The organism is Bradyrhizobium sp. SZCCHNS3052 (assembly GCF_032484495.1).
GTDB lineage: Bacteria > Pseudomonadota > Alphaproteobacteria > Rhizobiales > Xanthobacteraceae > Bradyrhizobium.
The window spans coordinates 540056-562198 of the sequence record NZ_JAUETB010000002.1; the positions used below are offsets into that span (position 1 = coordinate 540056).

Below are 22143 nucleotides of genomic sequence, written 5' to 3' on the forward strand. Positions count from 1 at the left end.
GCCCCGTCGAGCCGGGCGATGACAGTGGTGAGTGTCGCCGCACCGCACGTCTCACGCCGTATGCGCCTTGTAGGCGGCCTCATCCATCAGGCCGCCGAGTTCGCCCCGGTCGGCGATCTTGAGCTTGAAGAACCAGGCCTTGCCGCCGGCGTCGGTGTTGACGAGCGCAGGTTCGTCGACGATCGCCTGGTTGACCTCGACCACCTCGCCGGTGATCGGCGCGTAGACGTCCGAGGCGGCCTTGACCGATTCGACCACCGCGGCGGCTTCCGACTTCTTCAGCGCGCGGCCGACCTGCGGCAGCTCCACGAACACGACGTCGCCGAGCTGGGCCTGCGCATAGTCGGTGATGCCAATGGTGGCTGTGTCGCCATCGATGCTGAGCCATTCATGGTCGGAGGTGTAGAGCGTGGTCATGGACGTCCTTCAGCGCTTGTAGGTGTTGGGAACGAAGGGCATGGCGGCGACGCGCAGCGGCAGGCGTTGGCCGCGCACATCGGCGAACAATGGGGTGTCGAGCGCAGAGAGAGTGGTCGGCACGTAACCCATCGCGACCGGAGCATTCAGCGTCGGGCCGAAGCCACCAGAGGTGACCTGGCCGACCGGCTCGGCTGAATCGGCCGACGCGAACAGCGCAGCTCCCTCGCGCACCGGCGCGCGGCCCTCGGGCCTCAGGCCGACGCGGCGGCGTGTCGCACCGCCATCGAACTGGGCAAGGATCTTGTCAGCGCCGGGGAAGCCGCCGGCGCGCGCGCCGCCGCTGCGGCGGACCTTCTGCACCGACCACTCCAGAGCGGCCTCGACCGGGGTCGTCGCCGTGTCGATGTCGTGGCCATAGAGACAGAGCCCGGCCTCGAGCCGCAGGCTGTCGCGGGCGCCCAGTCCGATCGGCAGCACGTCCTTGTCCGACAGCAGCGCTTCGGCGAGCTGCTCGGCCTTGGCGGCGGGAACGGAGATCTCGTAGCCGTCCTCGCCGGTGTAGCCGGAGCGCGAGACGTAGCAGGCGAGCCCGTCGACCGTACGCGGGCCGGAATCCATGAAACGCATGCCCTCGGCATCAGCGCAGAATTTCGCCAGCACGCTCGCGGCCTTCGGCCCCTGCAACGCCAGGAGTGCCCGGTCGGTCAGCGGCTGCACCTCGCAGACGTCGGACAGCCCGTCGCGCAGCAGCTCGATGTCGGCGTCCTTGCAGGCGGCGTTGACCACCAGCACCAGGTGCTCGCCGAAATTCGCCACCATCAGGTCATCGAGAATGCCGCCCTCGGCATTGGTGAACTGGGCATAGCGCTGCCGGCCCGGGGGAATGCCGATGACGTCCTGAGGCACCAGCCGCTCGAGCGCGGCTGCGGCGTCGGCGACCTTGCCGGATTTCGGCACCAGCGCGACCTGCCCCATGTGGGACACGTCGAACAGCCCGGCCGCGCTGCGGGTATGGAGGTGTTCCTTGAGCACGCCGGGCGCGTACTGCACCGGCATCTCATAGCCCGCGAAGGGCACCATCTTGCCGCCAAGGCTGACATGCAGCGCATGGAGCGGCGTTCGCTTCAAAAAAGGGGGGGCAGCCGGTTCAGCCATCGATCAGGGATCCTCGCGCGGTTCCTCGGGACCAGTCCCGAAAAACGCCACCGAAGCCCCATCTGTCGCTGTGCCTGAGAGTATTATCCCGTCGGCGGACGCGTCCCGGTCAAAACCGGACAAGCGTCTCTTTCCAGATGCAGTTGCAGTCGCGAGGGTCCTTTTGCCTGAGAGTTTCCGGGGCGGTTGCTCCTTCGGCGCCGACCCTTGACGTTCAACCAGAACCTCAAAGGCCAGTCTCTCCCGACGCGACTGTCGTCTATGTCCGGGACCAAACACCAGCCCGCGCAAGCTGTCAACGCGTCACGGCGGCTTTCAACCAGCTTTAGGAGCCGTGCAGCAAGCCCATGATGTTTCTGCACAGTTTCTGGACACGCGAAGTCGCCTTGTCTAAAAGCATTGCCGCCGAATTCCCGGACTTCTTCGATTGGATTGCTATGAGCGGCGTCAACGAGATCAGGTCGACCTTCCTCAATTTCTTCGCTGCGAACGGCCATGAGATCGTGCCGTCCTCGCCGCTCGTGCCGCGCAACGACCCGACCCTGATGTTCACGAACGCCGGCATGGTGCAGTTCAAGAACGTCTTCACCGGCGTCGAGAAGCGGCCCTACAACCGCGCCACGACGTCGCAGAAATGCGTGCGCGCCGGCGGCAAGCACAACGATCTCGACAATGTCGGCTACACCGCCCGGCACCACACCTTCTTCGAGATGCTCGGCAACTTCTCCTTCGGCGACTATTTCAAGGAGAACGCCATCGAGCTCGCCTGGAAGCTCGTCACCAAGGAGTTCGGCCTCCCGAAGGACAAGCTGACCGCGACCGTCTACATCGATGACGACGAAGCGTTCGGGCTCTGGAAGAAGATTGCCGGCCTGCCGGAATCGCGCATCATCCGGATCGCCGGCTCGGACAATTTCTGGCAGATGGGCGACACCGGCCCGTGCGGCCCGTGCTCGGAGATCTTCTACGACCACGGCGACAAGATCTGGGGCGGCCCGCCCGGCTCGCCGGAGGCCGATGGCGATCGCTTCATCGAGATCTGGAACCTCGTGTTCATGCAATACGAGCAGCTCGAAGGCGGGGTGCGCAATCCGCTGCCGAAGCCGTCGATCGACACCGGCGCCGGCCTGGAGCGCGTTGCCGCGGTGCTGCAGGGCAAGCACGACAATTACGACATCGACCTGTTCGTCGCCCTGATCCGCGCCATCGCCGACCTCACCAATGCCGACCCGCAGGGCCCGCAGAAGGCGTCGCTCCGCGTCATCGCCGACCATTTGCGCGCCTCGTCGTTCCTGATCTCGGACGGCGTGCTGCCCTCGAACGAGGGCCGCGGCTATGTGCTGCGCCGGATCATGCGCCGCGCGATGCGCCACGCGCAGTTGCTCGGTGCCCGCGAGCCCTTGATGCACAAGCTGGTCGGCACGCTCTCGCGCGAGATGGGCCAGGCCTATCCGGAGCTGATCCGTGCCGAGGCGCTCATCAAGGAGACGCTGCGGCTCGAAGAGACCCGCTTCCGCAAGACGCTGGAGCGCGGGCTGGCCATCCTCGACGAGAAGTCGGCCTCGCTCTCGAAGGGTGACATGTTCGACGGCGACGTCGCCTTCACCCTGTACGACACCTACGGCTTCCCGCTCGATCTCACCCAGGACGCGCTGAAGTCGCGCGGCATCAGCGTCGACCAGGCCTCCTTCACCGACGCCATGGACCGCCAGCGTGCCAAGGCGCGTGCGGCCTGGGCCGGAAGCGGCGAGGCTGCGACCGAGACCGTCTGGTTCCCGCTGCGCGAGAAGCTCGGCGCCACTGAGTTCCTCGGCTATGAGACCGAGACCGCCGAAGGCGCGGTCACCGCGCTGGTCAAGAACGGTGCCGAGGTCGACAGCCTCAAGGCCGGCGAGAGCGGCGTCATCGTCCTGAACCAGACCCCGTTCTACGGCGAGTCCGGCGGCCAGGTCGGCGACACCGGCCTCATGACCGGCGACGGCGTCCGCGTGCGCATCACCGACACCCAGAAGAAGGCTGGCGACCTGTTCGCGCACATCGGCACCGTGGAGCAGGGCACGCTCAAGCTCGGCGCGGCGCTGCAGCTCGACGTCGACCACACCAGGCGCTCGGCGATCCGCGCCAACCACTCGGCGACCCACATCCTGCACGAGGCGCTGCGCCAGGTGCTCGGCGACCACATCGCCCAGCGCGGCTCGCTGGTTTCTCCGGACCGCCTGCGCTTCGACTTCGTCCATCCGAAGCCGATCACCCCGGAAGAGCTCGCCCGCGTCGAGGACATCGCCAACGACGTCGTGCTCGAGAATGCCGAGGTTACGACCCGCCTGATGGGGCTCGACGATGCCCGCGAGGCCGGCGCCCGCGCGCTGTTCGGCGAGAAATATGGCGACGAGGTCCGCGTCGTCTCGATGGGCAACGCCGCGCGTGATCACGGCAATAACGCCCAAGGTTCTAATACATTGGGCTGGTCGGTCGAGCTGTGCGGCGGCACCCATGTCAGGCGCACCGGCGACATCGGCCTGATCGCGGTCACCTCGGAGAGTGCGGTGGCGTCCGGTGTCCGCCGCATCGAGGCGCTGACGGCGCGCGGCGCCCGTGCGCATGCCAACCACAACCTCTCGCTCGCCAAGGCGGCGGCGGCCGAGCTGCGCACCACGGTCGAGGACGTGCCGGCGCGCATCACCGCGCTGATGGAGGAGCGCAAGAAGCTTGAGCGCGAGCTGTCGGACGCGCGCAAGAAGCTCGCGATGGGCAGCGGCACCTCGATCGGCAATGGCTCGCCTGCTGCCGGCGTCCGCGACGTCGGCGGCGTGAAGCTGATGGCGCGCGCGGTCACCGGCATCGAGATGAAGGATCTGAAGTCGCTGGCCGACGACGCCAAGAAGCAGCTCGGCTCCGGCGTGGTCGCGCTCGTCGCAACCTCGGAGGACGGCAAGGCCGGGGTCGTGGTCGGCGTCACCGCCGATCTCACTTCGCGTTTCAATGCGGTCGACCTCGTGCGGGCTGCGTCCGAGGCGCTCGGCGGCAAGGGCGGCGGCGGCCGTCCCGACATGGCCCAGGCCGGCGGTCCCGACGGCTCCAAGGCGGAGGCTGCGCTGGCCGCGATCGAGAGCGCGATCAGCAAGGCAGGCTGACCGTGCCGACGCTCGGGCCGGGCGAGAGCGTTCGCGATCCCAATCTGCGCGACCGGCTGTACGAGCTGCTCGAGCACGACCATCTGCCGAGCACGCACGGCTCGCGCGTCGTCCAGTTCATCGTGCTCGTCATCACGCTCGACGTGCTGGCGGTGGTGCTGGCCTCCGACCCGGACATCGCGGCCGCCATTGGCGGATTGCTGCGAGCGATCAAGGTCTGTTCGCTGATCGTGTTTGCCGCGGAGTATGTCGCTCGGCTCTGGAGCGTGGCGGGGCACATGCCGCGGCGCCAGTCGCCGCACCGGGAGCGGCTCGCCTACGCCTTGTCAGCGCTCGGCCTGATCGATCTCCTGTCCTTCGTGCCGGCCGCGATTGCGCTCGTGCTCGGCGACCGCAGCCTGGAAGCGGTGTGCATCGTGCTGCCGTTCCTCAAGCTGGTGCGCTATTCGCCGGCGCTGCGCTCGCTGCTGTCGGCGGTGCAGGCCGAGCGGCGCATCCTGATCGGCTGCCTCGTCATCCTGGCCGGCGCGGTGCTGCTGTTCGCCTCGCTGCTCTATGCGGTCGAGCGCGACGTCCAGCCCGACAAGTTCGGCACCATCCCGCACGCGATGTGGTGGGCGATCGTGACGCTCGGCACCGTCGGCTATGGCGATGTCGTGCCGGTGACGCCGCTCGGCCGCATCATCACGGTGTTCGCGATCATCTGGGGCTTCGCCATGATCGCGCTGCCGGTCGCGATCATCTCCACCGCGTTCGCCGAGGAGATCAAGCGGCGCGACTTCGTCGTCACCTGGGGCATGCTGGCGCGGGTGCCGCTGTTCTCGCATCTTTCGGCGTCCGAAATCGCCGACATCATGCGGCTGCTGCGCGCGCGCACGATCGAATCCGGCGAGGTGCTGGTGCGGCGCGGCGATGCCGCCTCCTCGATGTATTTCATCACTGCCGGCGAGGTCGAGATCGAGCTGCCGACGCAATGCGTCAAGCTCGCCGACGGCACGTTCTTCGGCGAGATCGCGCTGCTGCACCGGACCAAGCGCTCGGGCACCGTGACGGCGACGCGCAAGACCCGGCTGCTGGTGCTCGACGCGCAGGATTTCCATGCGCTGATCGCGCGGATGCCGGCGCTCGCCGCGCATGTCCGGACCATCGCCAAGGCGCGCATGGCCGATTCCGGCGACCTCGCCCTTGCCGAGCTGTCGCAGGCCGAGCACGACGACCAGACGGACGAGTAGGGGCTGCGCGCGGATTCCGTACGTCGTTGGCGACGGCAGGCGCGCGTCTCATTCCATCTTCCAACGAGTCAAACAGCCGGGCGCGCGCGCACCATCCCGCGGCGCGATTGCACCCAGGAGATGCGGAAGACGTCCGCCCTCGAGAGTGATGAGGGCGCAGGGAATGCCGGGTGAGGGCCTCACCCATGGCCCGCCTGCGGAAAAAAATGCAGGCGGCAGGTACCACAGGCAAAGCCGGTTCATCCGGCATTCCCTGCGCGGCGGTTTTAACGCTTATACGCGATCTCCTCGGTGCACCGGGCTTGTTGGCCACCGTGCGCGACGACGCGCTTCTCGCTCGCCGCCGCGGGGACACCAGCTTCGGGGTGTCAGGACCACGCGACTTCACGTCCGCGAGCGCATCAATCGTCCGCGCATGAAGCGCGCTGATGCCCTCACGTCCACCGCATTGCCGGCCCAACGTTTCGTGACGACGCGTACGCCCCTCATCCGGACCGGAACGTGGAGAGAATAGACATGATTTGCTGATTTTCGGAAGTGATTTATTTTTGCGCGAAGCCCTTGAAACGGGCGATGGCGTTGAGGCCGCTGATGAAATGCGCCCTTCCGGCGAAGGCCGATTTGGGGTGGCCGAGACCAATTTCGTTGCATGAACGGCCGGGACGCTGCTCGTCGGGCAAATCAACGACGACAGGTCACGACCGAATTTGGCCCGATCGCTCCGACCCGCCCGGTGCAGCAAGTCGGCGGCCGTCTGCGGCACAATGGCCCTGGCGCTCAAACGTTCGAGACGGCGGCTTGTGCGGACGTTGCAAACGCAAGCGTTACAGGTAAATCGCGCAACCTCGTTCCTTGAGCTCAGCGAACCAGTCCGGGTGGGAAATCGTCGTCACCCAGCGCAGATCGAGCTTTTCGAGGCGTGGAAGCTTGAGCAGCGCTTCCGGCAATGCGGCGACAGGGTTCCCTCTCAAGTCGATCTGCCGCAGCTCCACCATTGAACCGATCTCTTCCGGCAAATGGGTCAAGCTGTTGTTCCTGAGATGCAGCTCACGCAGCCGCGTCAGCTTGGAAATGGTCGTCGGCAGAGTCGTCAGGCGATTGTCGGTCACGCGAAGTTCGAGAAGTCCCGACATCTCGGTAACCGCGTCGGGCAGCCTCTCGAATTCGTTTGCACTGATGTTGAGGTAGCGCAACCGGGTAAGTCGCCCCAACGACGGCGGAAGCTCTTTCAGCACGTTGTCGTGCAAGTACAGGAAGTCGCTCAGGCCGACGAGTTCGCCTAGCGCAGCCGGAATCTGCCGCAACAGGTTATGGCCCAGGTCCAGCGTTCTCAGGGCGTGTAGCTCGCCGACCCTGTCCGAGAGCTCCACCAGGCGATTGTCGGCCAGCACGAGCGATTGCAGGTTCGTCCGATCCCAGACATGATCCGGTACGGCGCCGAGCGCCTGTTTCCACAACGACAAGTGCAAGTCCGACGCGTTCCTCACGGCCGGATCATGCCTCGACTTCACCCGGAGACCAAGGGCGCTTCTGGCCCGTCTCGGGCCTTTCGGTCCGCGGCGGAAGTTTACGCTATCAGGGTGCAACTGGAAGTAAGCTTGCAGTGACGCCACAAGGCAGTTTTTTTCTCCGAAGCTGGCTGACCCTCGGCTGACGCGTAACTGGTGTTTACACACTTAAACCGCATAACTGCCGATGCAATTCTGATGGGCTCGATGTCATGGGGATCGATGCCTTGAGAACGGCAATTGCATTGCTGCTTGTTGCCGCTGCGCTGTTAGTATCAGCACGGGCTGAGAACGACAGACTGCGTCAAGTGGTCTCTAACCTCAAAGCCTGCGTCCGCACGTATGCACCGACGGCCAAAGCCGCTGGGGTTGAGACAACAGACGATGCCGTCAATTTCCTGATCGAGACATGCAGCCCACAGCCTAGTCATCTTGCGCCAGAGAACGTGGGCGCGATCCCTCCTGGTCTGCTTCGGGACGCCGTTCGCGATGAGTGGAATGCCCTCGTTCAAGATGCGCAGCCTCGCTAGGAAGTTGTCTCGGCCCGAGAGCTCTCGAACTCGCAGCTCCTCTCCAATGACGCGCGGAGACATCGTGCTTCCAGGCGAGCCGCTCGTGAGCGTAGCGACATACGGCCGGCTTCACGTGGTCGGATCTGAACAGCAGATATTCCGCAATGCGGCATGTGACGCTGATGTCACAGTTACGGTTATACCGACTCCCAAATATAATATGACTATTCAAAGGCGCCTCGGCGCTTGCTAGGATTGCCATCCAATCTCAGGTTGACGAAATCGCCCCTCGAATGGGCGGCTGCCGGGGATGAGCCGTGGGGAAGCGCGTGCCGGGACGGAGGCTCTGGGCCGGCCGCGACAGAACAACATCCAGAGCCTGGGGACGCTGCGAGGAGCAGGAAAAATGAGTGGGTTTGCGACGACCGCGCGCATGTGCGGCGTAGGGGTTGCTTTGTCTTGTTTGTTGGGTGGCGGTGGTGCGGTCGCGGCCGATCTGCCGATGAAGGCGCCGCCGATTCCCTATGCGGGTGTCGATGATTTCTGGACGCGGCCGTATCTGTTCGGCGATCTCGGCCGGACCAGGCTGAAGGAGCAGGGCATCTCGCTCGCGCTCACGCTCGGCGACGAAGCCGTCACCAATCTGTCGGGTGGCTCGCGCAACACCGCGGCCAATGCCGGGCAATTGTGGTTCGAGGCCAAGTTCGACATGGCCAAGCTCGCCGGCATCCAGGGCGGCATGATCGGCGTGACGCTGGTCGATCGCTTCGGCAAGAATCTCAACAGCGAGGCCGGCATTCCGGCGCTGCAACTGACCAACGAGGTGTTCGGCCGCGGCAACATCCTGCGCCTGACCGAGTTCTACTATCAGCAGAAGCTGTTCGACGATCGCCTCGTGCTCAAGGGCGGCCGGCTGCCGGTCGGCTCCGACTTCTTCTTCGGCCAGTGCGAGTTCATCAACCTGACCTTCTGCGGCGGCCAGCCGGGCAACATCCAGGGCGGCTACATCTACAACTGGCCGGTGAGCCAGTGGGCCGGCGTCGTGCACTACAACTTCACCAAGGAGTGGAAGCTGTCGGTCGGCGTCTACGACGCCAATCCGAACTATCTGACGACGTCGGACGCGGGCGTCTATCTCGCGCCGGGCATTCCGCGCTCGAATCCGGCCGCAGGCGTCTTGGTGCCGGTCGAGGTGGTGTATGAACCGAGCGGTCCGCTCAACGGCACCTGGCGCGTCGGCGGCTGGTATGACAGCGCCTCGACCATCGACGGCGGTCTGCCCGGCATCACCGGCGTGTATGCCGGCGGCCCCGGCGTCGGCGATCAGAACCTCAGCAGCCAGCGCGGCCGCTACGGCTTCTACGAATCGATCCTGCAGCGGTTGACGGTCGAGGGTCCCAAGGCGCAGGGCTGGTACACCTTCCTCAACACCAGCGTCGCCGATCACCGCACCGCGTATCAGGACTACCAGATCTCCTGGGGCGTCAAGCACACCGGCACCTTCTCGTTCCGTCCCGACGACGAGGTCGGCTTCGCGGTCGGCACCACGCATGTCAACTCGGCGGCGCTGACGCCGAATGCGGGCGGCAACGAGGTGCCGATCGAGGCCTGGTATGGCTGGCAGGCGACGGGCTGGATGAACCTGAAGTTCGACGCCCAGTATGTCATCAATCCGGGCGGACGCGGCTTCAACGCCGCCGGCTTGAAGACCGGCAATGCGGTGGTGCTCGGCCTGCGGACGGTCGTCCACTTCTGATCTTGCGACGTGAGCCGATGGGGTGGATGTGCAGCATCCGCCCCATCTGCGCGAGGCGTCTCGGCTGTCCCGGCTCGCCGATCCGATGAGGAGCTGGCGTATCCTGCCCATCCGGGTGGGCCGCGATGCGATGACGTCGATTGACTCTTTCGCATTGCGGCACGACATCTCCTGGACCGCGACGCCGAGCCGCCAGGAGATCGCCATGACCGCAACAGACGTCCATCTCGCCCCTGGCCAGCGCCTGGGCGACGAGGTCGTGGACTGGCTCACCAACGGCACCCGCCACGAGCGCTTCATCGACAACATCTTCGCGCAGATGTGCATCCGGCTGCAGCGCGCCGGCATTCCGCTCAAGCGCGCCTCGCTGCACGTTCAGATCAACCATCCGCAATGGCTCGGCGCCCGGATGCTGTGGAGCGACGGCATGCAAGGGGCCGAGATCGCCCGCATCGACTACGACGTCCGCGAGCGGTCCGAATTCATCGGCAGCCCCGGCGCCGAAATCTACGGCGGTGCCGAGGAGATTCGCGAAGATCTGGCGCGCGATCCCAGGCTCGGCCGTCAGCATGCGATCTATGACGAGATGCGGGCGCAGGGCCTGACCGACTACGTCGCCTGGCCGATATATCACACGCTCGGCAAGCGGCATTTCGTGACGTTCGCGACCGATCGCCACGGTGGCTTCGACCAGGCCGACATCGACGCGCTGCAGCGGCTGCTGCCGGTGCTGGCGCTGGTGAGCGAGATTCGCATCAAGAACCGCCTGGCGCGGACGTTGCTGGAGACCTATGTCGGGCCGCATGCGGCCGAGATGGTCCTGGCGGGAGCGACGCGGCGCGGCAGCGGCACGACGGTGCGCGCGGCGATCATGATCTGCGACCTCAGAGACTTCACCAGGATCTCCGACAACTGGCCGCGCGACGATGTCATCGATCTGCTCAACGGCTATTTCGACGCGATGGTGGAACCGATCACGCAGCACGGCGGCGAGATCCTGAAGTTCATCGGCGACGGCCTGCTCGCGATCTTTCCGCTCACCGAGCCCGCAGCCTGTGCCAACCTGCTGCATGCCGTGACTGGCGCCAGGCAGGCGATGGCGGAGCTGAATGCACGCCACGCCGAGAGCGGCCGGGCGCCGCTCCGCTACGGCATCGGCATCCATGTCGGTGACGTGATGTACGGCAACATCGGCTCGCAGACACGTCTGGATTTCACGGTGATCGGACCCGCGGTCAACATGGCCTCGCGCATGGAGGCGCTGACCAAGCAGGTCGGCCGTCCCGTGCTGATGTCGCGTGCGTTTGCCGAGCTCGTCGAGGGCCCGTTCGCGCTGGAGCGCGTCGGCGAATTTCCGGTACGCGGCTTCAGCGACCCGATCGAGCTGTTTTCGTTCGAGGGGTAGCGAATTCGGGCAGGGCCGTGTCGATCGACTGAGCCTAGCCCAGCCGGGGCGGGTGCCAGAAAACAACATCCGGCGCGAACAAGACGATTGCGATGGCGATGGGCCCTCCGGCAACCAAGATCATGATGATCGCCCGCGACGACAGTCTTTGGGCATGCGGAAGGAAGGTCAGTGCGCGGATCGCTGCTCCGGTCAAGAAGCCTGCTCTCGCAATCGGCAGCAGCGGAATGGCGAGCAGATCGTTGAGTGTACAGGTGCTGTGACAACGATCCGACGCTGGCGACCACCAATGCCGTATCCCGTCGAACGCAGTCAGCAGCACGACGATCAGCGTCGCCACGAGCAACGCCCGCCACGACGGCATTAGAACAGCGATCGCGTAGGAGACGATGCATGCGGCGAGCACCTGCGTCAGGATGTCGAGCATCGTCCGCCCGCGAGTGGATTCTCATCCAAAAAGGGCGCCACCACCTCGCGCGTCTCCGCGCTGGTCACCACCGGCACGATCTCGAAGGTCATGCCGGTGTCGCGGGCGTTGGCGAGAACCCATTGCTGCAGCAGGCGGGCGTCGTCGCATTCCATCAGCTGGAAGCAGCGGTCGAAGTTCGGCTCGATCCAGCTGCCGAGATATTTGAGCCCTTCGGGAAACGTGATGCCGGGATCGCGCACGCGGCGGTAGACCGGAATCGGATCGCGGTCCTTGAAACGTTCGATCACCATGAACAGCATGCGCGCCTCCGGTTGCCGCCCATTGTGGGCGAGTTCGCGCGCCTGTTCCAGATCGCCCCGGTTGTCTCGTCTCCGGACGCGGCCGTCCGCTCAGCGCCGCCCGGCCATCATCCGGCCGATACAGTTGTTGAACGACATCGTGTTGCCGCCGGCGCCGTTGCGGCCGTATTCCCAATGGCCGGTGGCGGGATTGCAGCGGCCGCCGATCTCGATCGCGCAGCGCTGGCTGATGCTCGTGCAGCGGCCGCCGCCGCTGACGCGCTTCGGCTCCGGCTCGGAGCGCGCCGCCACCGGTGGCTCCTTCTTGCGCGCCGGCTCGTCGTGCCTGAGCGCCTCGTCCGGCTTCTTCGCGACCGGCTCGTCCTTGCGCCTCACGCAGTCGCCGTCGGCATCGCGCGCCTGACCGGCGGGGCAGGCGATCGCGACGCAAGCATCGCCGTCGGCGCGCTGGCCCTTGGGGCAGAGCAGCGGGCAGACACGGGCCGTCTTCGCCTTGACGGCGTCGAGCGCGTCGAGGCTGGCGAGCTTGGTATCGAACCGGGTGCCGGCCTGCTTGTTGAAGCGCTCCAGCGCCCGGCGCGCGTTGAGATCCCAGGTGCCGTCGCTGTCGGAGGTGCTGCAGCCGACGCGCCGCAGTTCGCTGGCAAGCTCGCGTGCCGGGTCCGGCGGCGCGACCTTGTCCGCGGGCGGCGGCAACGCCGCGACCATCGCGGGCTTGGCTGGCTCGGACGCCGCGGGCGGCTTGTCCGCACGTTGCCCTGACGCTTCGGGCGGGCTGCGCGTGACGTCGGTCGTGGCGGGCGCGGCGACGTTGGCTGCCGCCGGCGCGAGCTTGGCGCGCTGCGCCCTGGCGAGCGCGGCGTAGAATCCGCTTGGATATTTCTCGATGAAGGCATCGAACGCCGCCTCGCTGCCGATGCGCTCGGCGAGCTCGTAGTCGCGCCGCATCGCTGCGTCGGAATCGGCCGCCGCGCTCGGAGCTTGCACGACCGGCACCAGCGCCACGTCGTTGCCGCCGAGCGATCCGTAGACATAGGGCTCCTGGCGATAGCCGGTCGCCTTCAGCACGTCGTCGCGGACGAAGCCGAACGCGCGGCGCAGATCGAGGCCGGGCTTTGGCAGATGCGCCACCAGCGCCGTTGCGAACGGGCTGTTGCTGGCGTCGCCGTCGGCGGCGGTCGACCCGGCCTTGGCCGAGAATGCGATCATCGTGTTCGGGCTCGACGGCTCGACCTTGGCGAGGCCGCGTCCGATGCTGCGCGAGGCGACGCTGCGCTTCATCGTCTTGGCGAACGGATTGTCGCGGCAGGCGTCGAGCACGACGAGGCGCAACTGCTTGGCCGGCTCGATCGCGAACAGCACGCGCTCCAGCGCGATCGCCTCGTCGAGAACGTCGCTGTCCGCCTCCAGCGCGGCATCGGTCGGGATCAGATAGTTGGTGCCGTCGAGCTCGATGCCGTGGCCGGCGTAGTAGATCACCGCGACCTCGGCCTCGCGCGCCCGCGCCCCGAACTCGCGCAAGGCCCGGCGCATCTCCTGCACGCCGAGATCGAGCCTGACGTCGACGCGCTCGAAGCCGGCGTTGCGGAACATGTCGCCGACGAGCTTCGCATCGTTGGCCGGGTTCGATAGCCTGGCGACAGTCTTGTAGGCGGAGTTGCCGATGATCAGCGCGACGCGCTTGTCCGCCAGCGCGGCGGTGCTGCCTGAACTGATGAGAACGAGAACAAGCAACAGGTAACGCAATGCCGTCATGACAGCCCCGGAGTCGGTCGTGCGTCAGACTATCCGGCAATATCGGCAAAGCAAGGTCGTCGGCCTTGAGCGATGACCGCTCGCACTACTGTCCGGAGGGCGTGCGCAGGCCGTGCCAGGCGTCGCGCACCTGGTGGTAGTGCACCTCGGGCAGATAGTCCGGCGTATTCAGATTGAGGTTCTTGACGTCGAGCCGGCCGATCGCGCTGAGCAGCGTATAGGAGGCGATGACGCGGTCGCGCTGCGCGCCGATCAGCCGTGCCTTGGCCTGGATCAGATCGGCCTGCGAGTTGAGCACGTCGACGGTGGTGCGCTGGCCGCCCTGGGCCTCGCGCGACACGCCTTGCAGCGCGATGGTGGCGGCCTTCACCTCGGCCTCGGAGGCGCTGACGGCGACCTTGGCACCCTCGTTGGCAACCCAGGCGCTGACCACCGCAGTTCGCGCCTGGTTGCGGACCTGGTCGAGCACGAGGCGGCTCTGCGCCGCGAGCTCCTTGCTCTGGCGGGTCTGCGACGCCGCCGTGCCGCCGTCATAGATCGGCGCGGTGATGCTGCCGACGATCGAGGCCTGGTCGGTGCCGAAGGTACCCAGCGTCTGATCCGAATCGCGGCTGCGGCTGACACCGCCCTGCAGGGTCACGCTCGGCAGCAGCGCGCCCTCGGCGACCTTGATCGAGGTCGAGGCCACGTCGACGTCGAAGCTCGCCGCAGCCACGGCCGGATTTTCCTTGTTGCCGAGCGCAATCGCGTCCTCGCGGCTGCGCGGCAGCAGGCGATCGATCGGGTCGGCCGCGCGCAGCTGGCCCGGCGCCATGCCGATGACCTGGGCATAGGTCGCCTGGCTGATGGCGAGGTTGACCTCGGCGGCGTTGAGATCGGACAGCCCGCGCGACAGCCGCGCCTCGGCCTGCGAGGCGTCGGTCGGCGTGACGTCGCCGGCATTGAGACGGCGCTGCGTGACCGAGAGCGTCTCGCGCAGGAAGGCGACGTTGGAGCGCTGTGCCTCGACCAGCGACTGGTTGGCGAGCACGTTGGTGTAGGCGGTGACGGCGTCGAGCAGCACGCCCTGGCCGACATTGCGCAGCGCCTCGCGGCCCGACTGCACCTGCAGCTCGGCCATGCGGACGCTGTTGGCGGTCCGGAAGCCGTTGAACAGCGTCTGCGTAACGGTGACGCCGATGGTCCAGGGCTTCAATGTCGCGGTCTGGATCGTGTTGTTGGGCAGCAGATTGCGCACCGCCTGCAGGCCGGCGCCGAGGCTCGCGATCAGTTGCGGACGATAACCGGCAAGCGCCTGCGGCACGTTCTCGTCGGTGGCGCGCTGGCGCGCGCGCTCCGCATTCAGCGCCGGATTGGTCTGATAGGCTTTCGCGAGCGCGGCGGCGAGATCCTCGGCGCGCGCAGGCGAGCACACGACGACAAGGCTGCCCGCGAGGGTCAGGCCGAGGCCGATCCTTCGCACACGCATCTTGCCGACGCCAAATTCTTTGGCTCGACCCACCATCCGACTCCGCCGCGTCTCACTGTCTTAACCAGTTGTTTACCTGTTTAGGGCGGATGGCGGCCACACACAAACCGCCGATGTGGAATCCGGCGGGCTTTTCCATGGTTTGTTGTGGCGTGCTCGCCACAGGCCGTTTGTCGCAGTGCTGCGGCCCGGCGCGCGGATACGCGCTTGGTAAGCGGGTGAGGTGCACCCGTCGACATGAGAGGCAGATCGATTCGTTCAGCTGCGAGTGACCCGCAGCAATCTCACCGGTTCTTGTTCACCGGCTTGCGCTTCTCGATGAACGCAGCCATGCCCTCGGCGCGGTCTTCCAGCGCGAAGGTGGCGTGGAACAGGTTGCGCTCGACATTCATGCCTTCGGACAGCGGGGTCTCGAAGGCGCGGTTGACGGCCTCCTTGGCCATCGCCGCTGCCGGGCGCGACATCGATGCGATCTTCTCGGCCGCAGCCATCACCTCATCCATCAGCCTGTCGGCCGGCACGATGCGGCTGACGAGGCCGGAGCGTTCGGCCTCGGCCGCATCCATCATGCGGCCGGTGAGGCAGAGGTCCATCGCCTTGGCCTTGCCGATCGCGCGCGTCAGGCGCTGGGTGCCGCCGATGCCCGGAATGGTGCCGAGCGTGATCTCGGGCTGGCCGAATTTCGCGGTGTCGGCAGCGATGATGAAGTCGCACATCATCGCGAGCTCGCAGCCGCCGCCGAGCGCGTAGCCGGCGACCGCTGCAATCGTCGGCTTGCGGCAGCGCGCGACGCGGTCGCCGCCGATCGCGGTGAAGTCGCTCGAGAACATGTCGATGAAGCTCTTGGGCTGCATCTCCTTGATGTCGGCGCCCGCGGCGAACGCCTTCTCGCTGCCGGTGATCACGATGCAGCCGATGGCGTCGTCGGCCTCGAGGTCATCCACGGCGGCGGCGATCTCGCGGAAGACGCCGAACGACAGCGCGTTGAGCATCTTCGGCCGGTTCAGGGTGATGATTCCGACCGCGCCTTTGCCTTCGACGATGATGTGCTCGTAAACGCTCATGATCCCACCCCGAGAAATCAAAACAGCGGGCAATGTGCCCGCTGGATCGATGCGCATCAAGTAGGTGCGGCGCCGCGCGGCGCCTCAGATCATGAACATCCGTGCCGCCGAGCCCAGGGTGAGCAGGGTGCCGCAGGCGATGAAGATCTTGCCGATGATCGAGGCCTTGTCCCAGCCGGAGCTGTCGTCATTGCTGACCGTGACCATGTTCACGGTGACGTCCGAGGCCGCTGGCGCATCGCTCGGCGCGGCGTCGGCCGATTCCGCCGCGGGTGCGGCCTGAGCCTGGGCTTCGACCGGCATCGGCGCCGGGAATCCGTCCTGCTTCGCCGCCGGAGCGCTCTCGGAGCCGACCGGCAAGAACGGACTGTAGCTCTGCTGTTCGGCCGCGCGGGCGAATCCAGTGCCAACGAGGCCCAGAACGAACGCGGCGGCAATGATCAATGCTGAACGTCCACTGGCTTGGATCGTCATCGTCGGCTCTCTCCCCATCCCGCCAGCCCAGGCCGGAGTGAGACCCCGACAGATGTCGAGAACGGGGCAGAAAATGGGTATCTTCCTGCCGCTCACGGCAAAAGCTGGGCGGCGCCGCACTTTGCGGCGCGGCCCATTAAACCTGATCATGCACCTTTCGATTCGGTGCTATGGAGCGGTTCCAAGACTTGCCCGGTGGCGTGCTCTCGTTGTGGCGTAACTCGGATGGTTCCGAGGCCAATGTCCGCATCACGAATTAGTGATCAGGATGTCGCGAGAGTAACAAGCTGACGATTCGGGCGAATTGCTGGGGGTGGAGCGGAGTTGCGCGAGCGTGACGACGAGTGGACGGGCTGGATGCGCCAGGCCGTCGCCGGTGACGACGAGGCCTATCATCGCCTGCTGAGGGCGATCACGCCGGTGTTGCGCGCAGCATCACGGCGCGGGCTGGCGCGCGCCGGTCAGCCCCCCGACCAGGCCGAGGACATCGTGCAGGAAATTCTGTTGGCGGTTCATCTCAAGCGGCACACCTGGGACGTCGACGCGCCGTTCGCGCCCTGGCTGTTCGCGATCGCGCGCAACAAGCTGATCGACATGCTGCGCCGGCGCGGCCGGCGGGTGTTCGTCGACATCGACGATTTCTCGGAGACGCTGGCCGACGAGCCGCCGGCGCCCACCGTCTCGGCCGGCGAGGTCGAGGCGCAGCTGAAGACCCTGCCGCAGCGTCAGCGCGACGTGCTGCAGTCGATCGCAGTCGAGGCTGCCTCGATCAAGCAGACCGCGGAGAAGTTTTCCATGAGCGAGGGCGCGGTGCGGGTGGCGCTGCACCGCGCGCTCGCAAGCCTCACGGCCAAGCTACGGGATACCTGACCATGGACACCGATCAGCTCATCCGCACCCTCGCGGCCGACAATGCGCAGCGCGCGCAGCCGGTCGGCATCGTGCTGGCGCTGGCCCTGATGGCGGCAACGCCGGTCTCGACCGCAATGCTGCTCATCGGCCTCGGCGTCCGGCCGGACATCTGGCTCGCGGTGCGCAATCCGTTCTTCGACCTGAAGTTCGTCGTCACCACGGCGCTGGCGATCCCGGCGCTGATCATCAGCCTGCATCTGTCGCGCCCTGAAGCTTCGCTGCAGGGCTGGAGCTGGCTCCTGATCGCGCCGATCCTCGTCCTCGTCGGCGGCATGGTGGCGGAAATGATGCTGCCGCAGCGCACGCCGATGATGGCGCGGCTGGTCGGCCACAATTCGATGGTTTGCATGAGCGCCATTCCCGTGCTGTCGCTGCCGCTGCTGGCCGCCGCGCTGTTCGGCCTGCGCCATGGCGCGCCGTCGCGTCCGGCGATGACGGGCGCGATCGCCGGGCTGGTCTCGGCGGGCATGGCGGCAACGCTCTATGCCGCGCATTGCACCGACGATTCGCCGCTGTTCGTGGCCACCTGGTACACGGTGGCCGCGCTGATCGTGGCCGGGCTCGGCGCGCTCATCGGCGCGAGGGTGCTGCGCTATTGACCGGGGGGGCGGCTACGCCTGCACCGGCGTCGCGGCGTCCTGGACGCGATGGAAGCGCAGCACCTGCTGCGCGGTGGACCGCCGGAGCCGGTCATAGGTGGCCTTGCAGGCGTCGAGATCGGTCGTCGCGGTGGTGGCGAGCCCATCGCGCATCAGGATGATCGACTTCACCGTTGGCCATGACAGGCCTGCGACCTTGGCGAGGATCATGACGCCCTCGGCGCGGCTTTCGATCATGATGCTCTCGGCGACCGCGACCGGCACGTTGGCCATGGCCGCCACGGCGGCATTGGCCTCGTCGAACTTGCGCTGCTCGGTGAACTGCACGACGAGACGGTCGTCGAGCCGGCCCTCGGCATGCAGCGAGCGCACCAGCGCGTGCGCGATCTCGGTCTGGCTGGTCAGCGCCACCGCGCTCGATCGCGCCCGCCGCCCTGCCGTCCGCACCGCCGAGGAGACCTCCTGCGCGAGCTTCGGGTTTGCCGCCTCGAGCCGCGCGCGGACCGTGGCCGATGCCTTGGCGACCAGCTTCAGATAGAGGTGGCGCGGCAGATTGGGCCGCATGGCGAGGCACGCGGCGAGGTTTTCGTCCAGCGCGGCGCGATCGGCCAGCGTGTCGAGGCTGGCCTCCGAGACGTCGGCGCCGGGATTGCTGACGGTGCTGTGAACGACCTCGTCGTTGCCGCGCCTGAGCAGGATGTCGGTGACGGCGCGGCTGAGCACGCGCCGGAGCGAGATCGCGAGCAGATGCGCCTGGCTCTTGGTCTCGGCTGTGCGGATCAGCGCGGCCTCGTCGAGCCGTTCGGACTTCGACAGCACCGGGCCTGCGACATCGATGGCGTCGTCATCGGCCAGCCGGTAGAGCGTTCGCGGCGGCGCCGACGCCAGCGGCGCCAGCCGCCGCGCGAGCAGCGCGCGGGCCGAGATCTCGATGTGCTCGATCAGGCATTCGAACACGTCGTCGAACAGCGCGACCTGATCATCGGCGAAGTCCGTCGCGCCGTCGACGAACAGGTCCGTCACCTTGCGCAGGGTCTCGACCCGCCGGGCGACGGTGCCGTGCGCGAGCGTGTCCTCGAGCTCATCGAGCAGGCTTTCGTTCGGGGCGGGTTTCGGGGTCATGCCGGGACGGCGCAGGCGCTGGTGACGCGATTGCGGCCCTGCGCCTTCGAGTCGTAGAGCGCACGATCGGCCCGGGCGAGCAGCGAATCGGCGGTCTCGTCGCCACGCGGGGTGGCTACGCCGGCCGAGAACGTGACCTGCAGGCCGGTCGAAAACGCACTCCAGTCGAGGCCGGCGATGATCTGGCGCAATCGTTCGGCGAGCCGCGCCGCGGCGTCGGCCGGTGCGCCCGGCAGCACCAGCAGGAATTCCTCGCCGCCGTAGCGGCCGAAGCGGTCGCTGCCGCGAATGTTGGCGAAGATGGTGATGGCGAAGGTGCGCAGCACGTCGTCGCCGGTCGGATGACCATGCGTGTCGTTGATGCGCTTGAACCAGTCGAGATCGATCAGCACGACCGAGCAGGGCTGGCCGCCCTGCCGCGCCTGCGCCATCTCCTCGTCCAGCACATCCATGATCGAGCGCCGGTTCAGCGCGCCGGTGAGCTCGTCGATCTCGGCCAGCTCCTCGATGCGGCGATAGGCTTCCTTGAGCTTCTGTCCGCGCTGGTACAGCGTCTCGCGCAGCGCGCTGGAGAAGATGCCGAGGAACATGCAGCCGGCGATGGTGAGGAGGAAGACCAGGAGCGTCGCGAGCCGCTCGAGGCCGCTGTCGTGCGGCATGCCGAGCGGCTTGTCGGTGAGCAGGAACAATCCCGCCAGCCCGATCGCGAGGAACGTCCAGCAGATCGCGCTCTGGCGCGGCGTCGCCCGCAGCGAGGCAAAGGCGACGACGATGTACAGCGTGCACAGGAAGAGGATGCTGACTTCGGGCGCGATGTAGCAGAACGCGACCGTGATCATCATGCTGGCGAGCGATTGCGGCACCACGAGGTAGTGGTCGCGGAAACGGTCGTTGAAGCCGCTCTCCGACAAAGCGGTCCACAGCGCGACGGTCAGAATGCCGGTCGCTGCGTAGGCTGGCGCGATCGCGACCGGGACGGTTCCCGCCTCTGCGTAGATCAGCAGGATGACGGCGTCGATCAGGTAGCATCCGGCGACCAGCGCCAGCATCTGCCGGCGCCGCCCGGCACGACGCGCGCGCAGGTCGCTGGCCGGAGACGGTTGCGCGTCCCCGGCCTCAGCGACATTCGGACTGGGAATAGGCGGTGCCGTCGTGCCCATGTGCTCGCGATTCTTCGTCGTTGGCTTAAAATCTACGTGGGAAAGCATTTAACTTTGGTATCTATGGGCATGGACGAAGAGGCCGCCGGCGTCGTGCTGCGACGGGGAATCTACGGCTTTCAGGGCGTGCAGTTGGCGGGAACGGGCGGAACATGGTAGGCGGGAACCCGCTGGTCACGATCGACCTGGGCGCTGCAGCGAAATCTGCAAGTCTGTGCGCCAACTCACATTTCGGGACGTATCTTTCCGGTATTTTGAAGATTTTTGCGGTTGTGTTCGAACCGCGACGTCAATCCTCCAGACCAATCTTGCGAGACGGCCATTGAGCGTGACAGCAGCGGCGTCAGATGAAACCCTGATTGCCCGGATCGCTCAAGGCGACCGGCTCGCCATGCAGGTGCTGTACGGACGGCACCATGTCAGGGTGTACCGTTTCGGGCTCCGGCTCGTGCGGGACGAGCAGGTCGCGGAAGACCTCATCAGCGAGGTCTTTCTCGACGTGTGGCGTCAGGCCGGCAAGTTCGAAGGCCGTTCTGCCGTCTCCACCTGGCTCCTGGCGATCACGCGGTTCAAGGCCCTGTCGGCCCTTCGGCGCCGGAAGGACGTTGAGCTGGAAGACGAGGCCGCGAACGCGATCGAAGATACCTCCGACGATCCGGAGGTCGCGGTCCAGAAGAAGAATACCGGCGAAGCATTGCGCAAGTGCCTGACGGCGCTTTCGCCTGATCACCGGGAGATCGTCGATCTCGTCTACTACCACGAGAAGTCCGTGGAGGAGGTGGCCGAGATCGTCGGAATTCCGGAAAACACCGTCAAGACGCGCCTGTTCTATGCGCGCAAGAAATTGGCCGAACTCCTGAAAGCGGCCGGCATTGAGAGAGGCTGGCCATGATGGCTTTGAGCAAGATGCTGGAGCAAGAGCCCGGAGAGATCGAACTCCTGCTGCCGTGGTACGCCGCCGGCACGCTGAGCGCGCGCGACATGCGCCGGGTCGAGGAGGCTCTTGCCAACGATGCCGATCTCGCCAGGCAGTATGCGGAGATCCAGAAGGAGTATGCCGAGACCATCGCGCTGAACGAAAGCCTCGGCGCGCCGTCGATGCGTGCGATGCAGAAGCTGTTCGCGGCGATCGAGGCGGATCCGGTGCAGAAGCCTGCCGCGCCGCGCGGCTTCAGCGCGCGGCTGATGGATTTCTTCGACAGCCTGTCGCCGCGGACCCTGGCGTGGACCGTCAGCCTCGGCGCGCTGCTGGTGCTGACGCAGGCCGGCGTGATCGGCGCCGTGCTGATGCGCTCGCAGACTGCGACCTATCAGACCGCCTCGGTCCAGGACAAGACCGCGGCGCCCGAGCCCGCGAGCAGGCCGATGGCCGCGCCGCCGCCGCCGAGCGCCGCTGCGCCGGCCCCGGCGGAGCGGGCGCCCGAGAGCATGACGCGTTCGCGGATGGCCGAAGCACCGGCCCCGGCCGCACCGCTGATCCGCGGCCTTGGACCGCAGGTCGCCGGATCGACCGCGCCCGCCTATGCGCTGGTGCGGTTCGCGCCGGATGCGCGCATGGCCGACATCTCGGCGCTGCTCGACAGCTACCAGGCCTCGATCGTCGAGGGCGCCAAGGGCGGCCTGTTCAAGCTGCAACTCGGCGACCGGCCGTTGTCGAAGGCCGAGGCCGACAGCCTGATCGGCCGTCTGGCGCGCGAGAAGATCGTCAGCCTCGCGGTGGCCGCGCAATAGGCCCGCG

20 protein-coding genes and 1 riboswitch are annotated in these 22143 nt (G+C 66.7%); of the genes, 9 read left to right on the forward strand and 11 right to left on the reverse strand.

From position 1 onward, the window contains the following. Positions 1–51: 51 nt before the first annotated feature. Together gcvH and gcvT are read right to left on the reverse strand one after the other, a co-directional pair. The gene (gcvH, locus tag QX073_RS10660) at positions 52–417 is read right to left on the reverse strand and encodes a glycine cleavage system protein GcvH (protein WP_315716067.1); all 366 of its coding nucleotides are present in this window, start codon (positions 415–417) and stop codon (positions 52–54) included. A 9-nt stretch (positions 418–426) separates the two neighbouring features. Then, entirely contained in the window at positions 427–1575 is a 1149-nt protein-coding gene (gene gcvT, locus QX073_RS10665; protein ID WP_316202787.1) for a glycine cleavage system aminomethyltransferase GcvT, read from the reverse strand. A gap of 145 nt (positions 1576–1720) precedes the next feature. After that, positions 1721–1831, reverse strand: a riboswitch (glycine riboswitch). Between the two features lie 181 nt (positions 1832–2012). Between gcvT and alaS the strand changes: the two genes are divergently transcribed. The 3 genes from alaS (at position 2013) to QX073_RS10680 (ending at position 6594) form a co-directional block, all read left to right on the forward strand. Then, a complete protein-coding gene (alaS, locus tag QX073_RS10670; RefSeq protein WP_315753149.1) occupies positions 2013–4709 on the forward strand; it encodes an alanine--tRNA ligase in 2697 nt (898 codons plus the stop codon). Positions 4710–4711: 2 nt separating this feature from the next. Beyond that, complete coding sequence (locus QX073_RS10675; protein WP_316225730.1) at positions 4712–5941, forward strand: cyclic nucleotide-gated ion channel; 1230 nt, start codon at positions 4712–4714, stop codon at positions 5939–5941. A 521-nt stretch (positions 5942–6462) separates the two neighbouring features. After that, positions 6463–6594 (forward strand): hypothetical protein, encoded by a 132-nt coding sequence (locus QX073_RS10680; protein ID WP_316202788.1) that lies wholly within the window; start codon positions 6463–6465, stop codon positions 6592–6594. Between the two features lie 171 nt (positions 6595–6765). On the opposite strand, the gene QX073_RS10685 is transcribed toward QX073_RS10680, so the two are convergent. Beyond that, positions 6766–7404 (reverse strand): leucine-rich repeat domain-containing protein, encoded by a 639-nt coding sequence (locus tag QX073_RS10685; protein WP_316167069.1) that lies wholly within the window; start codon positions 7402–7404, stop codon positions 6766–6768. 963 nt (positions 7405–8367) lie between these two features. Between QX073_RS10685 and QX073_RS10690 the strand changes: the two genes are divergently transcribed. Together QX073_RS10690 and QX073_RS10695 are read left to right on the forward strand one after the other, a co-directional pair. Further along, positions 8368–9717 (forward strand): carbohydrate porin, encoded by a 1350-nt coding sequence (locus tag QX073_RS10690; RefSeq protein ID WP_316167067.1) that lies wholly within the window; start codon positions 8368–8370, stop codon positions 9715–9717. Between the two features lie 205 nt (positions 9718–9922). After that, a complete protein-coding gene (locus QX073_RS10695; protein ID WP_316167065.1) occupies positions 9923–11122 on the forward strand; it encodes an adenylate/guanylate cyclase domain-containing protein in 1200 nt (399 codons plus the stop codon). A gap of 34 nt (positions 11123–11156) precedes the next feature. Here QX073_RS10695 and QX073_RS10700 read toward each other — a convergent pair whose 3' ends face one another. The 6 genes from QX073_RS10700 to QX073_RS10725 form a co-directional block, all read right to left on the reverse strand. Beyond that, positions 11157–11549, reverse strand: a complete 393-nt coding sequence (locus tag QX073_RS10700) for a hypothetical protein (protein ID WP_315716076.1) — start codon at positions 11547–11549, stop codon at positions 11157–11159. Beyond that, positions 11534–11851: a DUF3303 domain-containing protein gene (locus QX073_RS10705; protein ID WP_315828238.1), complete on the reverse strand. Its 318-nt coding sequence runs from the start codon at positions 11849–11851 to the stop codon at positions 11534–11536. Before QX073_RS10705 ends, QX073_RS10700 begins: the two co-directional genes overlap by 16 nt. Before the next feature lie 90 nt (positions 11852–11941). Then, on the reverse strand, positions 11942–13606 hold the full coding sequence (locus tag QX073_RS10710; RefSeq protein WP_316225731.1) for a caspase family protein: 1665 nt from the start codon (positions 13604–13606) through the stop codon (positions 11942–11944). An 85-nt stretch (positions 13607–13691) separates the two neighbouring features. Continuing rightward, positions 13692–15110, reverse strand: coding sequence for a TolC family outer membrane protein (locus QX073_RS10715; protein ID WP_315753100.1), 1419 nt, complete (start codon positions 15108–15110; stop codon positions 13692–13694). A gap of 248 nt (positions 15111–15358) precedes the next feature. Next, a complete protein-coding gene (locus QX073_RS10720) occupies positions 15359–16138 on the reverse strand; it encodes an enoyl-CoA hydratase (RefSeq protein ID WP_315716080.1) in 780 nt (259 codons plus the stop codon). A gap of 84 nt (positions 16139–16222) precedes the next feature. Then, positions 16223–16612 carry a hypothetical protein gene (locus QX073_RS10725; RefSeq protein WP_315753098.1) on the reverse strand — a complete coding sequence of 130 codons (390 nt, stop codon included), beginning with the start codon at positions 16610–16612 and terminating at the stop codon, positions 16223–16225. Between the two features lie 324 nt (positions 16613–16936). Here QX073_RS10725 and QX073_RS10730 point away from each other — a divergent pair, with 324 nt between their 5' ends. Both QX073_RS10730 and QX073_RS10735 read left to right on the forward strand, forming a co-directional pair. Then, the gene (locus QX073_RS10730) at positions 16937–17482 is read left to right on the forward strand and encodes a sigma-70 family RNA polymerase sigma factor (protein ID WP_315716082.1); all 546 of its coding nucleotides are present in this window, start codon (positions 16937–16939) and stop codon (positions 17480–17482) included. 2 nt (positions 17483–17484) lie between these two features. After that, positions 17485–18123 carry a DUF1109 domain-containing protein gene (locus QX073_RS10735; RefSeq protein ID WP_315716083.1) on the forward strand — a complete coding sequence of 213 codons (639 nt, stop codon included), beginning with the start codon at positions 17485–17487 and terminating at the stop codon, positions 18121–18123. A 12-nt stretch (positions 18124–18135) separates the two neighbouring features. Here the strand turns inward: QX073_RS10735 and QX073_RS10740 are convergent, their stop codons facing one another. Further along, positions 18136–19245: a DUF2336 domain-containing protein gene (locus QX073_RS10740; protein WP_316225732.1), complete on the reverse strand. Its 1110-nt coding sequence runs from the start codon at positions 19243–19245 to the stop codon at positions 18136–18138. Then, the gene (locus tag QX073_RS10745; protein ID WP_316202789.1) at positions 19242–20405 is read right to left on the reverse strand and encodes a GGDEF domain-containing protein; all 1164 of its coding nucleotides are present in this window, start codon (positions 20403–20405) and stop codon (positions 19242–19244) included. Before QX073_RS10745 ends, QX073_RS10740 begins: the two co-directional genes overlap by 4 nt. A gap of 322 nt (positions 20406–20727) precedes the next feature. On the opposite strand from QX073_RS10745, the gene QX073_RS10750 reads away from it, so the two are divergent. Next, a complete protein-coding gene (locus QX073_RS10750; RefSeq protein ID WP_008961196.1) occupies positions 20728–21297 on the forward strand; it encodes a sigma-70 family RNA polymerase sigma factor in 570 nt (189 codons plus the stop codon). After that, entirely contained in the window at positions 21294–22136 is an 843-nt protein-coding gene (locus QX073_RS10755; RefSeq protein WP_316187274.1) for a hypothetical protein, read from the forward strand. Before QX073_RS10750 ends, QX073_RS10755 begins: the two co-directional genes overlap by 4 nt. Positions 22137–22143 lie beyond the last annotated feature (7 nt).

Coding starts and splice junctions, on each gene's coding strand:
- QX073_RS10690 (WP_316167067.1), top strand. CDS start 8,368: ATGAGTGGGTTTGCGACGACCGCGCGCATGTGCGGCGTAGGGGTTGCT.
- alaS (WP_315753149.1), top strand. CDS start 2,013: ATGAGCGGCGTCAACGAGATCAGGTCGACCTTCCTCAATTTCTTCGCT.
- QX073_RS10745 (WP_316202789.1), bottom strand. CDS start 20,405: ATGGGCACGACGGCACCGCCTATTCCCAGTCCGAATGTCGCTGAGGCC.
- QX073_RS10755 (WP_316187274.1), top strand. CDS start 21,294: ATGATGGCTTTGAGCAAGATGCTGGAGCAAGAGCCCGGAGAGATCGAA.
- QX073_RS10725 (WP_315753098.1), bottom strand. CDS start 16,612: ATGACGATCCAAGCCAGTGGACGTTCAGCATTGATCATTGCCGCCGCG.
- QX073_RS10740 (WP_316225732.1), bottom strand. CDS start 19,245: ATGACCCCGAAACCCGCCCCGAACGAAAGCCTGCTCGATGAGCTCGAG.
- QX073_RS10715 (WP_315753100.1), bottom strand. CDS start 15,110: ATGGTGGGTCGAGCCAAAGAATTTGGCGTCGGCAAGATGCGTGTGCGA.
- gcvT (WP_316202787.1), bottom strand. CDS start 1,575: ATGGCTGAACCGGCTGCCCCCCCTTTTTTGAAGCGAACGCCGCTCCAT.
- QX073_RS10700 (WP_315716076.1), bottom strand. CDS start 11,549: ATGCTCGACATCCTGACGCAGGTGCTCGCCGCATGCATCGTCTCCTAC.
- QX073_RS10705 (WP_315828238.1), bottom strand. CDS start 11,851: ATGCTGTTCATGGTGATCGAACGTTTCAAGGACCGCGATCCGATTCCG.
- QX073_RS10710 (WP_316225731.1), bottom strand. CDS start 13,606: ATGACGGCATTGCGTTACCTGTTGCTTGTTCTCGTTCTCATCAGTTCA.
- QX073_RS10735 (WP_315716083.1), top strand. CDS start 17,485: ATGGACACCGATCAGCTCATCCGCACCCTCGCGGCCGACAATGCGCAG.
- QX073_RS10695 (WP_316167065.1), top strand. CDS start 9,923: ATGACCGCAACAGACGTCCATCTCGCCCCTGGCCAGCGCCTGGGCGAC.
- gcvH (WP_315716067.1), bottom strand. CDS start 417: ATGACCACGCTCTACACCTCCGACCATGAATGGCTCAGCATCGATGGC.
- QX073_RS10720 (WP_315716080.1), bottom strand. CDS start 16,138: ATGAGCGTTTACGAGCACATCATCGTCGAAGGCAAAGGCGCGGTCGGA.